Genomic DNA, 14,147 nt, shown 5'->3' on the forward strand with positions numbered 1-14,147 from the left:
AAAGCCGTATTTATTGTTGAACGGGTATCCCTATGGTGTCTTCTAAAATATCCGTTTTAGTATTGTCCGGAAGAATGGTATCCGAAACAGGGATGGTATCGATCATATCAGGGTCAATTTCAAGTTCTCCTTCCGGTAGTTCCATATCATCTTCATCCTTGTAAAAATGTTGGAACTTATCGATATACTCGTTGAAGACTAAGGTTTCTTTGTCGGCTGTGTCCTCTGTGTCGTTCGCTATAACGGTATCGATATTGCGTCGGTAAGCCTCCATGTCTGCGATGATGTCATCGATGTGTCGGTATTGTTCATCTAAAGTTGTGGACGCATAATATTCCAACCGCTCCTGATATTTTTTCTTCAAGGTTCCGAAAAGTGATCGGGCCTTTTGGGTCTCGCCAACTTTGTAATATCCATCTATAAATGGTTCGACCAACGTATAATATCCAAAACTCTCTACAGGCATGTTCTTGATGGAAATCTCTATGATATCCTTGGCCTTATCCATTTTATTCTCCTTGATCAAGGCCTCCATCAATCTGGCCAGGTTACCTCTGAACGAAACGCTCTGGATGCGCGTTTGGGTGTCAAGGTAAACATCGGGGTCACCCGAATTGCCCCAGCCCCATTTGGTGACGATGTCGTACATGAGGTCGGTATCAATGCGTCCTAGTTCAAAGGAATTAGGGCGTTCGGTACGGATAGGCACCAATTTATAGGCAAGTCCGTCCAATTGTAAATAATCCTTCATCCAAAGGTATTCGGCATCATCGAAGCTGCCCCCAGAAAAATACAAAGGGCGTTTCCAGTCGTTGTTCGCTAGAATGTCGAGCATCATCATACTTTTCTTGGTAATGGCGCCTGGCAGGTCGATATCTATGTAATCTACGATGAGATCGGCATCTTTTTGCTTTACGAGACCACTTTCCAGAACATTCTGTTTGTTCACGGGCACCCTTATCTTGTTAGTTGGGTAATATACCATGTTCTGGGTATCCTCTGAATATTGGCTTATATCGGCACCGTTCTGTTCGAAAAGATATTTCAATTTTGTTCGCGGCTTATCACTATCGATCCAGTTGATGAAATCTTTGATCGGCCATCTATTTTCGGTAATACCTTGATGGTAGAGTACATCACGCGATCCTAGTCTATACTTCTCATGGGAAATCTGGGAAGGGATCGGATCGCTCTCATAAGCCTTTTTCTTCATTTGGTCAACATACCAATCCGTCTCAAAAAGGCTGGTGCACACAATACGAACATCGGTTCTGTAATTTTCTATTTCTTGGGCATACCAAATAGGGAAGGTATCGTTGTCACCTATGGTAAACAATATGGCACCGGCATCTTCTTGTGTTGAATCCAAATAAGCTTTTGCTGATGAATTTGCAGTAAAACGATTGGATCGGTCATGATCGTCCCAATTCTGAACGGCCATCACTGTAGGTACGGCTAATAGAGCTACCAAGACTACAACGGGAGCCAGAATTTTTGGAGTGACCCAATCCTTGAAACCATCATATAATCCATAAACCCCTAGACCGATCCATATGGCAAAAATGTAAAAGGAACCCACTAGGGAATAGTCTCGTTCCCTAGGTTGAAAAATACCCGGGTTGGTATAGAACTGTATTGCCAGGCCTGTAAATAGGAAGAAAATCAGCAATACCCAGAATTGTTTGCTGTCCTTTGAAAATTGGAACACAATGCCGATGATTCCCAATAGGAGTGGGAGGAAGAAATAGGTATTTCTACCGGGATTATTTTTAATGTCGCTTGGTAGATTTTTTTGACTACCCAAGCGCCAACTATCTATAAAGTTGATACCGCTCAGCCAGTTACCGTTTTCATTGTAGCGGCCTTGAACATCGTTCTGTTTCCCAACAAAGTTCCACATGAAGTAGCGTAAGTACATATAGTCGAACTGAAATTCGAACATATACTTGATATTATCCCAAAGGGATGGTGGTTCCACTTCTATATAATCATCGAACCGTTTTAAGAAACTGATGTACTGGTCGGCATCGATTTCTCCGTTGGCAAAGCCTGTTTTTACTTGATCGGCAGCTTCCTTAAGTTCTTGGCTTGGCTGGGTAATCTTAAAGTCCAACGCTCCAAAATAACGCATGTAGTTTTCTGCGTTCTGTGAACTCCACATTCGAGGCAGTAGCCCTTGATGTTTTGGATTGGGCCCCTGCACCGAATTTTTATATTTATTGACGATAATATATTTGCCAAGGGTATAATCCTTTTCATATTTAGGTTTACCATCTTGGTCCTCACCTGGAACTGCGAACATATCTGAATAGTAGGTGCCGTAAACGGGGCTGTCCACGCCCGGATATTGTTCCCTATTATAATAAGCCAATAGTGCCCTGGCATCTTCAGGATTGTTTTCGTTGATAATGACATTGGCATTTGCACGAATTGGTAGCATAAGCCATGATGAAAAGCCTAGGAAAAGGAACATTAAACAAAGAACGATCGTATTCCCGGTTTTATAATTGTTTTTGCGGGTATAGTTCAGCCCCAAATAAAAAGCGGTAATGAAAAGTATGCCAATTATAATGGACCCGGAGTTGAAAGGTAAACCAATGCTATTGATGAAAAACACTTCTCCCCAACCAAAAAGTTGAAGTACATAGGTCAACGAGAATTTATAGACCAACATAAGAATGGCGATCACGGCTATATTGGCCAAAAGGAAGTTTTTGACCGTTGTCTTTTTATAGGTCTTGAAATAGTAAAGCAATCCTATGGAGGGAATGGCCAAAAAGCCCATGAACTGAATCCCGAAGGTAAGCCCGACTACAAAGGAAATTAGAACGATCCATCGGTTACCACGGGGGTCCTCAAGGTTGTCGGTCCATTTCAGGCCTAGCCATAACAATAACGCCATGATAAAACTGGCCATGGCATATACCTCAGTCTCAACGGCGTTGAACCAGAAACTATCTGAGTAGGTGAAGGCGAGTGAACCCACTATACCGCTGCCGAATACGGCTATGGCCTTGCTATTTGTTAGAGGACCGTCTTTTTCTATCAATTTCCGGGTGATATTGGTAATGGTCCAGAACATGAACAAAATCGTGAAGGCGCTCGATACTCCAGAAACCAAGTTAACCATCATGGCCACTTTGTTCGGTTCAAGAGCGAACATTGAAAAGAATGCCCCGATCATTTGTAATAAAGGCGCCCCTGGAGGGTGACCAACTTGCAATTTAGCGGCTGTGGCTATATATTCACCGGCATCCCAAAAACTATTCGTGGGTTCGACGGTTATATAATAGGTGATAAGGGCTATTAAAAATACGGACCATCCCAATAAGGTGTCCCACTTTTGGTAGTTCTTTGAAAACATGAAACTTCGGTTAAACCTAAGCGGCGAATTTACTAATTTATATAGAGAAGCCTACACTATTTTTATAAACCTTTAACATCACAGTACCGAGTAATATTTTTATTAATACCCTAAAAAATATTTGGAGAAACCAAACTTTGTTTTAAATTTGCACCCTCTTATAAGGTATTGGCCCATGGTGTAATGGTAACACTCCGGTTTTTGGTACCGTCATTCAAGGTTCGAGTCCTTGTGGGCCAACTAATAAGAAAAAAATAAAATCCCAAAAATCATTCGATTTTTGGGATTTTTGCTTTTTGTCCCAAATTTTTTAGTCCGGTTGCTGTATTTAAAAAGTGTCGAGTCAATTGTATAGGAAAAGTATTATGTGAATTGTATTATTTTTGTACATTTAAACCGATAACGCTATTAATTCATCGGAAAAGAAACCGTTGTAGTAAGCGTTTTTCTTAATTTCGCACGTAAATAAATAACCAAATGAACTTGTCCCCGAAAGTTTTAAAAATTCTTCTTCTTGTTGTTGTAGTAGGGTTTGGTGTTGGTTTTTATCTGCAAGACTTAAAACACGAAGAGAGTACCACCCATGCTTGGAAAGCGAATCGATACAACTTGGATCGCTTTAATAAGATTATGGAGTACAATCATAAAATGAATTCTAGCAACTGGCGCGTAATGCAAGATAGTATAGATCAGCAATTGGATACGCTGATGATTCTTCGTTTTCGTAAAGAAGTTGATAGTTTAAGCCAAGAACAATTGCAAGTGCGTAGTGATCAGCAAGAAGTGCAGGCTTCGTTCGGGCCTCGATGAGTCTTCCCATTTCTAAACTTTCGCTTTTATATTAATTACAGTCGTATTCTGTTTTCCCTTGAAATAGATTCATTGATATTGCTGCTTTTTTAATATGCTTGAAGTTTCATTTCTTATTTGATTCTTTTCATATTGAAAGTATTAGGGTATGGTGTGCTATTGTAGGAAATTAAAATTATTGTATATTTGCACTGCTGAAAGGATATAAACGTATTCATGAGGGGACAATTAGTCCCCTCTTTTATTACTTATTGTTTATGTTAAAGGAAAAAGTAAAACAATTATTGGAACAGGGTCTCGAAGAAGATCCATCTCTCTTTTTGATTGATTTTACCATGGGTGCAGATAATAGTATTCATGTTGTAATCGATGGTGACCACGGTGTCACCGTTAAGGATTGTATTAACATAAGTAGGGCTATAGAACATAATCTAGATCGTGAAGAACATGATTTTTCACTTGAGGTTGCTTCGGCAGGTGCCACTGCTCCATTGGTCATGCCCCGGCAGTATTTGAAAAATATTGGAAGAAAGTTGGAGGTACAGACCAATGATGAAACGTTGGAGGGGAATTTAACGGCCGTTAATGACGAATCTATTGTGTTGGAATGGAAGGCAAGGGAGCCTAAACCGATCGGAAAAGGAAAAGTGACGGTTCAGAAAACAAAAGAATTAAATTTTTCAGATATTAAAAAAGCTAAAGTTGTATTAAAATTTTAATTGTAATTACAAATGGAAAATATTGCGTTGATTGAATCTTTCTCAGAGTTTAAGGACGATAAGTTCATAGACAGGGTAACATTGATGGCCATTTTGGAAGATGTTTTTAGAAATGCGCTTAAAAAGAAGTTTGGTTCAGATGATAACTTTGATATCATTATTAACCCAGATAAAGGGGATTTGGAGATTTGGCGTAACCGTGTCGTAGTCAATGACGGGGAGGTTGAAGAGCCCAATGAAGAAATATCGTTATCCGAAGCACGTAAAATCGAGCCAGATTTTGAGGTTGGTGAAGATGTGTCAGAAGAGGTGAAGCTGATCAATTTAGGAAGAAGGGCTATTTTGGCGTTACGTCAAAACCTTATTTCAAAGATTCATGAGCATGATAATACTACTATTTATAAGCACTTTAAAGACTTAGAAGGTGAAATTTATACCGCAGAAGTACATCATATTCGTCATAAGGCCATAATTTTATTGGATGACGAAGGAAATGAAATTATTTTACCGAAGGATCGTCAGATACCATCTGATTTCTTCCGTAAAGGTGATAATGTAAGGGGTATTATTGAAAGTGTGGAATTGAAAGGGGCGAAACCGACAATTATTATGTCACGAAGCTCCCCTAAATTTTTGGAGCAACTGTTCTTCCAAGAAATCCCAGAGGTTTTTGACGGATTGATTACAGTTAAAAAAGCGGTCAGGATACCAGGGGAAAAAGCAAAAGTTGCCGTTGATTCTTATGACGATCGTATTGATCCTGTAGGTGCTTGTGTAGGTATGAAAGGATCTCGAATTCATGGCATTGTTCGTGAATTGGGTAACGAAAATATCGATGTTATTAACTGGACGGCCAATCCGCAGTTATTGGTTACAAGAGCTTTGAGCCCGGCTAGAGTTTCCTCCGTTAAACTGAACGATGAGAAAATGACGGCTCAGGTTTACCTTAAGCCAGAAGAGGTTTCAAAGGCAATAGGTAGGGGTGGTCATAATATAAGATTGGCGGGGCAACTAACAGGTTATGAGATAGATGTGTTCCGTGAAGGTGTTGAAGAAGACGTTGAATTAACGGAGTTCTCAGATGAGATCGATGCTTGGATTATCGAAGAATTCAAGAAGATTGGGATGGATACAGCGCGTAGCGTTTTGGAACAAGATGTCGACGATTTAGTGAAGCGTACAGATTTGGAAGAGGAAACAATTTTAGAAGTTGTACGCATCCTAAAAGAAGAATTAGAAGATTAGCTATATATTAGCACTTAAATAAAAGAACGGGAATCAGTATTTATGGCAGATAATGCGAAAATAAGGCTTAATAAAGTTCTTCGCGAACTTAATATTTCCTTGGATAGGGCAGTGGACTTTCTTAACGGGAAAGGACATGATGTGGATGCAAGGCCTACCACTAAAATTTCCGATGAGGTGTATCAGGTTTTACTTGATGAGTTTCAAACGGATAAGAGCAAGAAAGTTGCTTCGAAGGAAGTCGGCGAGGAAAAACGTAAGGAAAAGGAAGAAATCCGAATTCAGTTAGAAAAGGAACAAGAGGAACGTCGCCTGGCCCGTGAACGTAGAACTGCCGATACTGAAAAAGAAAATACCCTATTGGGCAAGGTCGAATTGGCCGGTCCTAAAATGGTAGGTAAAATTGACCTAAGTCCCAAAAAGAAACAGGAAGAGCCTAAAAAGGAAATTCCTAAGGCAGAGGTTAAGATAGAAAAAGAAGAGGTTAAGGAAGTCTCTAAAGTAGAGGCAGAGAAGCCTAAGGAGGTTCCTGTGGAACAGAAAGATGAGCCTAAAAAGGAAGAAGCGTCTAAAGAAGTTGAAAAACCTACTTCTGAAAAACCTGCTTCTGACGAGCCAACAACCCTTGAAACGCAGTATCAAAAGTTATCCGGTCCTAAGATAGCAGGTGCTAAGATAGATCTTAGCAAGTTCGAAAAGCCTAAGAAAAAGAAAGAGGAGAAAAAACCTTTGGACAAGACCGATCGTAAGAAGCGTAGAAGGCGTATCGTTACCAAAAATCCGTCCGGCCCAGGTCAAACCCGAACTGCTCCGAATACGAATACAGGTGCTGGTGATAGAAGGGGTAGGGGGCGATTCGCAACCGTTAATAAGGTTGAGCCTACTGAAGAAGATGTACAAAAACAAGTGCGCGAAACCCTTGAAAAACTGCAAGGAAAGTCCAAAAAAGGTAAAGGCGCAAAATATAGAAGAAGTAAACGAGATCAGCACCGTGAGCAAACGGAGAAAGATCTAGAACAACAGGAACTACAAAGTAAAATCCTTAAAGTAACCGAATTCGTTACGGCGAGCGAAGTAGCTACGATGATGGATGTTTCGACTACAGAAATAATATCTGCCTGTATGTCCTTAGGCATCATGGTAACGATGAATCAGCGCTTAGATGCTGAAACATTATCCATTGTGGCAGATGAGTTCGGGTACGAAGTCGATTTTGTGACTGCTGATATCGATGAAAGTATCGTTGAAGAGAAAGATGCTCCAGAAGATTTAAAACCTAGAGCTCCAATCGTTACCGTAATGGGTCACGTTGACCATGGTAAAACTTCATTATTGGATTACATCCGTGAAGAAAATGTAATTGCTGGAGAAAGTGGTGGAATCACTCAACATATCGGTGCTTACGGAGTTACTTTAGAGAATGGAGAACGTATTGCATTCTTGGATACACCAGGTCACGAGGCGTTTACCGCCATGCGTGCAAGGGGTGCCCAAGTTACCGATATTGCGATAATCGTGGTTGCAGCCGATGATGACATTATGCCGCAGACCAAAGAAGCTATAAGCCATGCACAAGCGGCAGGCGTACCTATTGTATTTGCTATTAACAAAATTGATAAACCAACCGCAAATCCAGATAAGATTAAAGAAGGTCTGGCGCAGATGAATTTGTTGGTAGAAGATTGGGGAGGTAAGATTCAATCCCATGATATTTCAGCAAAAACAGGGGCGGGAGTTAAGGAGTTGTTGGAGAAGGTATTGTTGGAGGCAGAGATATTAGAGTTGAAAGCTAATCCAGATAAGCTTGCGACCGGTACGGTGGTAGAGGCGTTCCTTGATAAAGGAAAAGGTTATGTTTCCACAATTTTGGTTCAGGCGGGAACATTGAAGATAGGAGATTATGTATTGGCCGGTACCACGAGTGGTAAGATAAAGGCGATGCAGGATGAAAGAGGAAAGATTGTGAGTGAGGTTGGTCCTTCAAGACCGATATCCATTCTTGGGCTTGATGGTGCTCCTCAAGCAGGGGATAAGTTTTATGTGTTGCAAGATGAGCGTGAGGCGAAACAGATCGCTTCCAGAAGATCTCAATTGCAACGCGAACAATCGGTAAGAACGCAACGTCATATTACGTTGGATGAAATTGGAAGAAGAATCGCGCTTGGTGAATTCAAGGAACTTAATATTATCCTGAAGGGTGATGTCGATGGTTCTGTAGAGGCCCTTACCGATTCGTTCCAAAAACTGTCTACCGATGAAATTCAAGTGAATATCATACATAAAGCCGTTGGTCCAATAACTGAATCCGATGTATTGTTAGCTTCTGCTTCCGATGCGGTGATTATCGGTTTTAATGTTAGGCCGATGGGTAATGCCAAGTCTATCGCAGAGAAAGAAGAGATAGATATCCGCATGTATTCTATTATTTACGATGCTATCAATGATCTCAAGGATGCCATGGAAGGAATGCTGTCTCCAGAAATGAAAGAGGAAATCAGCGGTACTGCTGAAATAAGGGAGACCTTTAAGATTTCTAAAATTGGAACGATCGCCGGTTGTATGGTGACTAGTGGAAAAATATTTAGGAACTCAAATATTCGTTTAATACGTGATGGGGTTGTTATCTATACAGGAACTTTATCTTCTTTAAAACGATTTAAGGATGATGTGAAGGAAGTTGCCAAAGGTTATGACTGTGGACTTCAGGTTAAGAATTACAATGATATCGCTGAAGGTGATATTGTAGAGGCATTCCAAGAAGTCGCTGTGAAGAAGAAACTGAAATCTAAATAATTTTGAATTTGAATTATCTCATTTGAGATTATAGTTGAAGTGTACAATAAAAAAAATCGACCTATTTGGTCGATTTTTTTGGTTTTAGTAACATGGCGTCGGGGTATTTGATCCTTACTTCATTGAACTTTCGTTCCGCCTCTAATTTTGTTTTGAATTTCCCTAGACGAACCCGGTACGTTGGTGAGTCAAAATCAATACGTGAGGGTAGCTCTGGAAAATCAATTTCGACATTCGATTTTATTTCTTGAGCCTTTGAGGAATTCCCGAACCCTACCTGTATTTGATAATATTCGGTACTGCTTAAGGCAGATTTGTAGATTTCGAGCAATTTATCAATTTTATCATCTTGCTGAATGTTTACCTGTGCGCCTTGGGAATAGCTAACATGTGCAAAACATACAGCAAATAGAAGGGTACTTATCGTCTTCATAAGCTTTAATTAGGTTTAATTTTTTGATCTGACAAAAGTAAATTATTAAGGATCAAACACATAAATCGAAGTTTATTTAGAATTTTTCTAAATTGTAAATTATAAATACATTAACATTTTTCAAATAAAGTCTATGTCGTATTTTTGTCACCGATTTAGGCATTTGATGAGTATTAATTGGTGACATGTAAGACCAAAATCGTGCCAAGATTCCGATAGAAATATTCGATATATGAAAAAGGTTCCATACCGAAATCAGTTTTATAAGATTTTAGGATTTTCCCTAATAGCTTTCCTGCTTTTTTCAGTCTCAATCAATGCTCAAGATGCTGCTCCGGCCGAAACGGCCAGTACTGAAGCTACCGCCGGAGGTGGGGATGCTGCCAAGGGTAAAGCGTTGTTCAATCAAAATTGTGCCGCTTGTCATGCCTTGAACCGTAAAATGACAGGTCCTGCATTGGCTAATGTTGAAAGCAGACTGCAAGCAGATGAGGGATTAGGTAGGGATTGGCTTTACGCATGGATAAAGAATAGCCCTGGGGTGATTAAGTCCGGTGATGCTTATGCCAATAAATTATATGCGCAGTACAATCAGGCTGCTATGACACCGTTTCCTACATTGTCCAATCAAGACATCGATAATATTTTGGCGTACACCGCCGCTCCTGCGCCGTCCGCTGCTACTCCTGCTGCGGGAACTGCAGAAGTTACGGATAGTGGTTCTGGAAGTGGTTCTGGGGTTTCCAATGAAATTATCTTGGGTGCATTGGTCTTGGTTTTTGGTCTGTTGGTTGTGATGTTGTTGTTGGTGAACAAAACCTTGCAACGAATCGCTCAGGCTAACGGTATCGTTATTGAAAAGGAAAAGGCTGAAAAAAGAACGCCAATTTGGAAGGCTTTTGCCCAAAACCAGTTTTTGGTTTTGGTTACAGCTATTTTGCTTTTATTGGGGAGTGCTTATTTCGCTTATGGTTGGATGATGCAGGTGGGTGTGGATCAGGGTTATGCGCCTATTCAGCCTATTCATTATTCTCACAAAATTCACGCAGGTGATAACAAGATTGAATGTAAATATTGTCATTCTTCCGCAAGAGTTTCAAAGACTTCTGGAATTCCTTCTTTGAACGTCTGTATGAATTGTCATAAATCTATTTACGAATATTCGGGTAATCCAGAAGGTCCTTCTAAGGAGGATATGGAAAATGGTTACACCAATGAGTTCTATACGGGCGAAATAAAGAAACTATATAAGGCTGTGGGTTGGGATGAAGCCAATCAAAAGTATACGGGTGAAAGTCAACCCGTAGAGTGGGTTCGTATTCACAACCTTCCTGATTTCGCTTATTTCAATCATTCCCAACACGTATCCGTTGCGGGTGTTGAATGTCAGACCTGTCATGGTCATGTTCAGGAAATGGAGATTATGTACCAATTTGCCCCTTTGACCATGGGTTGGTGTGTAAATTGTCACAGGGAGACCAATGTTAAGGTCGAGGGTAATGAATATTATGAAAAAATTCATGCTGAACTTTCCAAAAAGTATGGTGTTGAAAGTTTGACAGCTGCTCAAATGGGTGGACTGGAATGTGGAAAGTGTCATTATTAAACTAATTTAAAGAAGCTAATTACAGATAATACGTATGGCATCAAACAAAAAATATTGGAAAAACGAAGCGGAGTTAAATCCTAACGATTCCATTGTTGAGGCGCTAAGACAGAACGAATTTGTAGAGCAGATTCCTGTTGATGATTTCTTGGGTGACAAGGAAAAGTTGTCTTCCACAAGTACGAACCGAAGGGATTTCTTGAAGTATGTTGGTTTTAGTACCGCTGCGGCTTCTTTGGCGGCTTGTGAGGGTCCGGTCATAAAATCGATACCTTATGTAGTTCTCCCAGAAAATATAGTTCCTGGTGTTGCGAATTATTATGCGACAACCATTGCAAATGGCTTTGATTTTGCGAGCATCTTAATAAAGACGCGTGAAGGGCGTCCTATTAAGGTAGAGAACAACACCATGGCAAAGGTTAGTGGTTCTGCAAATGCTAGAATTCAAGGTTCTGTACTTTCCTTGTACGATAGTACGCGATTGCAAGGTCCTTTGGCTAACGGTGAGCCTGTGGAGTGGGATGTTCTCAATGCAACGGTGAAGGCAAAATTGGGAGGTCTTAAAGGTTCTTCCAGGAAAATTGCATTGCTTACCCAAACTTACGCAAGTCCATCTACGGATCGTTTGTTGTCAACGTTAATGGCGTCAAATGAAAATGTGGTGCACGTAACTTACGATGCGATATCCCAAGATGCCGCACTTACGGCTTTTGAAAACAAATATGGTGAACGTGCCTTGGCCGATTATGATTTTGAGAAAGCTGGGTTGATTGTTTCTTTTGGAGCCGATTTTCTTGCTGATTGGCAAGGTGGTGGTTTTGATTCCGGATATTCTAAGGGTCGGGTTCCTAAAAATGGAAAAATGTCGAGGCATGTGCAGCTAGAGGCAAATATGTCTTTAACGGGAGCAAATGCAGATAAACGTATTGCCTTGAAGCCGAGCGCTCAAAAGGTGGTTTTGGCTAAGTTGTATGGTAAATTAAACGGAACATCCGTTGCGGGAAACACTTCTGAGTACGATGCTACGGTTGATATGTTGGCTTCCGAAATTAAGAAAGCTGGTTCGAGTGCCGTGCTGGTTACCGGTTTGGATGATGTGAATGCACAGGCTGTGGTTTTGGCCATAAACGAAATGTTGGGTAGTAAAGCATTTGATGCTGCTGCTCCAAAATATACTAGAAAAGGAAATGTAAAAGCGGTCAATGCCTTGATCGCTGATATGAAGGCTGGTAGGATCGGTGCCCTTATAATGGATGGTGTAAATCCATTGTATTCTTTACCTAATGTATCAGATTTCAAAGAAGGTTTGGAGAAGGTTGATCTTTCGGTGGCTTTCTCTACCAATTGGAATGAAACTACAGAGGCGGTTCAATATGTAGGTGCTTCTAATCATTATTTAGAATCTTGGGGAGACGCCGAAATAAAGAAAGGACATTATAGTCTAATGCAGCCTACTATTAAAGAATTGTTCGATACGAAACAATTTCAAACGGTTGTTTTGGAGTGGTTGGGTAGTGATCAAACCTATTACGATTTCATAAGGGAAACTTGGTCTGAGTCAATATTGAACGGAGCTAATTGGAACCAAGCTTTACAAGATGGTGTTTTTAGCACTGATACGATGGTTGTCAATGCTGAAGGTGCTGCTGAAAATGTGGTTTCCTCTGAAGAAGGTGAAATTGAGGTTGTAGAAGTAACGCCTATAGCTTCTGCAATACGTAGTTTGGCTAATTCAACCGGTGAAGGAATGGAACTTACCTTGTATTCCAAAGTAGGTATGGGAGATGGTCAGCAGGCTAATAATCCGTGGTTGCAAGAATTCCCCGATCCGATTACAAGAGTTTCTTGGGATAATTATGTTACAATTTCTAAGGCTGATGCAGAAGCTTTGGGGGTAGAAAATGTAAACGTTGCCAATGGTGGAATGGACGGTAATTATGTTAAGCTTACTGTTAATGGTGTAAGTTTGGAGAAAGTTCCTGTTGTTGTGCAACCAGGTCAGGCTAAAGGATCTGTTGGACTGTCTTTTGGTTATGGTAAAAAGGTGGGAATGAAAGAGGAGATGCAAACTGGTGTTAACGCCTTTTTGCTGTATGAGGGTTTTAATGCCAATCAGTCCGTAAGTTTAGAAAAAGTAGCAGGTAATCATGAATTTGCCTGTATTCAATTGCATAAGACCCTTATGGGTAGGGGCGATATCATCAAGGAAACTACCTTGGAGATATTCAATACCAAAGATCATGCGGAATGGAACGAGATGCCTATGGTTTCTTTGGATCATCAAGAAGTTCCGGCTACCTCGGTAGATTTGTGGGATAGTTTTGATCGCTCCATTGGGCATCACTTCAATATGTCCATCGATTTAAATGCGTGTACCGGTTGTGGTGCTTGTGTTATTGCATGCCATGCTGAAAATAATGTTCCTGTAGTAGGTAAGGCAGAAGTAAGAAAATCTAGGGATATGCACTGGTTGCGTATCGATAGGTATTATTCTTCTGAAGAAACTTTTGAGCAGGATGATATCAAAAAGGATGAATTTGATGGGTTAACGGGAGATAAAGGATCTTTAAGTGGTTTTGGTGAATTGGAAGATCCATCTGAAAATCCTCAAGTTGCTTTTCAACCTGTGATGTGCCAACACTGTAACCATGCGCCTTGTGAAACTGTTTGTCCGGTCGCGGCAACTTCGCACGGTAGGCAAGGTCAGAATCAAATGGCGTATAATAGGTGTGTCGGAACAAGGTATTGTGCCAACAACTGTCCGTATAAAGTACGTCGATTTAACTGGTTCCTTTATAATAACAATGATGAGTTCGATTTCCATATGAACAACGATTTGGGTAAAATGGTATTAAACCCAGATGTGAACGTACGTTCAAGAGGTGTTATCGAGAAATGTTCAATGTGTATTCAAAAAACACAAAAGACAATCTTGGATGCCAAACGTGATGGACGTGTTATTGAGGATGGAGAGTTCCAAACGGCTTGTTCTTCTGCTTGTGGCAACGGAGCGATTGTTTTTGGGGATGTTAATGACGAGAAGAGTAAAGTGTCAGAATTAAAGGAGAGTGACCGCATGTATCATTTATTGGAGCATGTGGGAACAAAACCGAATGTGTTCTATCATGTTAAGGTTAGAAATACAAACGAAGCGTAAACAATACTAGAAAGTAATTA

The 14,147-nt window shown here is 40.5% G+C and carries 8 protein-coding genes and 1 tRNA gene; 7 read left to right on the forward strand and 2 right to left on the reverse strand.

Going from position 1 to position 14,147, the window contains the following annotated elements:
- Nucleotides 1–10: 10 nt before the first annotated feature.
- Entirely contained in the window at nucleotides 11–3,364 is a 3,354-nt protein-coding gene (locus tag ACNR9Q_RS06275) for a DUF2723 domain-containing protein (RefSeq protein WP_419213757.1), read from the reverse strand.
- A gap of 169 nt (nucleotides 3,365–3,533) precedes the next feature.
- On the opposite strand from ACNR9Q_RS06275, the gene ACNR9Q_RS06280 reads away from it, so the two are divergent.
- The 5 genes from ACNR9Q_RS06280 (at nucleotide 3,534) to infB (ending at nucleotide 8,931) form a co-directional block, all read left to right on the forward strand.
- Nucleotides 3,534–3,604: transfer RNA gene (locus tag ACNR9Q_RS06280), tRNA-Gln, on the forward strand.
- Between the two features lie 237 nt (nucleotides 3,605–3,841).
- Nucleotides 3,842–4,174, forward strand: coding sequence for a hypothetical protein (locus ACNR9Q_RS06285; RefSeq protein WP_419213758.1), 333 nt, complete (start codon nucleotides 3,842–3,844; stop codon nucleotides 4,172–4,174).
- 257 nt (nucleotides 4,175–4,431) lie between these two features.
- Complete coding sequence (gene rimP / locus ACNR9Q_RS06290) at nucleotides 4,432–4,893, forward strand: ribosome assembly cofactor RimP (protein WP_419213759.1); 462 nt, start codon at nucleotides 4,432–4,434, stop codon at nucleotides 4,891–4,893.
- A 12-nt stretch (nucleotides 4,894–4,905) separates the two neighbouring features.
- On the forward strand, nucleotides 4,906–6,138 hold the full coding sequence (nusA, locus tag ACNR9Q_RS06295; protein WP_419213760.1) for a transcription termination factor NusA: 1,233 nt from the start codon (nucleotides 4,906–4,908) through the stop codon (nucleotides 6,136–6,138).
- A gap of 42 nt (nucleotides 6,139–6,180) precedes the next feature.
- The gene (gene infB / locus ACNR9Q_RS06300) at nucleotides 6,181–8,931 is read left to right on the forward strand and encodes a translation initiation factor IF-2 (RefSeq protein WP_419213761.1); all 2,751 of its coding nucleotides are present in this window, start codon (nucleotides 6,181–6,183) and stop codon (nucleotides 8,929–8,931) included.
- A gap of 61 nt (nucleotides 8,932–8,992) precedes the next feature.
- Here infB and ACNR9Q_RS06305 read toward each other — a convergent pair whose 3' ends face one another.
- On the reverse strand, nucleotides 8,993–9,364 hold the full coding sequence (locus ACNR9Q_RS06305; RefSeq protein WP_419213762.1) for an SPOR domain-containing protein: 372 nt from the start codon (nucleotides 9,362–9,364) through the stop codon (nucleotides 8,993–8,995).
- A gap of 232 nt (nucleotides 9,365–9,596) precedes the next feature.
- Here ACNR9Q_RS06305 and ACNR9Q_RS06310 point away from each other — a divergent pair, with 232 nt between their 5' ends.
- Nucleotides 9,597–10,970 carry a c-type cytochrome gene (locus ACNR9Q_RS06310; RefSeq protein ID WP_419213763.1) on the forward strand — a complete coding sequence of 458 codons (1,374 nt, stop codon included), beginning with the start codon at nucleotides 9,597–9,599 and terminating at the stop codon, nucleotides 10,968–10,970.
- Nucleotides 10,971–11,004: 34 nt separating this feature from the next.
- A complete protein-coding gene (locus ACNR9Q_RS06315) occupies nucleotides 11,005–14,127 on the forward strand; it encodes a TAT-variant-translocated molybdopterin oxidoreductase (protein ID WP_419213764.1) in 3,123 nt (1,040 codons plus the stop codon).
- The last annotated feature ends 20 nt before the right edge of the window (nucleotides 14,128–14,147 follow it).

Source organism: Maribacter sp. X9 (genome assembly GCF_048537565.1).
Lineage (GTDB): Bacteria > Bacteroidota > Bacteroidia > Flavobacteriales > Flavobacteriaceae > Maribacter.

Coding starts and splice junctions, on each gene's coding strand:
- rimP (WP_419213759.1), top strand. CDS start 4,432: ATGTTAAAGGAAAAAGTAAAACAATTATTGGAACAGGGTCTCGAAGAA.
- ACNR9Q_RS06305 (WP_419213762.1), bottom strand. CDS start 9,364: ATGAAGACGATAAGTACCCTTCTATTTGCTGTATGTTTTGCACATGTT.
- ACNR9Q_RS06275 (WP_419213757.1), bottom strand. CDS start 3,364: ATGTTTTCAAAGAACTACCAAAAGTGGGACACCTTATTGGGATGGTCC.
- ACNR9Q_RS06310 (WP_419213763.1), top strand. CDS start 9,597: ATGAAAAAGGTTCCATACCGAAATCAGTTTTATAAGATTTTAGGATTT.
- infB (WP_419213761.1), top strand. CDS start 6,181: ATGGCAGATAATGCGAAAATAAGGCTTAATAAAGTTCTTCGCGAACTT.
- ACNR9Q_RS06315 (WP_419213764.1), top strand. CDS start 11,005: ATGGCATCAAACAAAAAATATTGGAAAAACGAAGCGGAGTTAAATCCT.
- ACNR9Q_RS06285 (WP_419213758.1), top strand. CDS start 3,842: ATGAACTTGTCCCCGAAAGTTTTAAAAATTCTTCTTCTTGTTGTTGTA.
- nusA (WP_419213760.1), top strand. CDS start 4,906: ATGGAAAATATTGCGTTGATTGAATCTTTCTCAGAGTTTAAGGACGAT.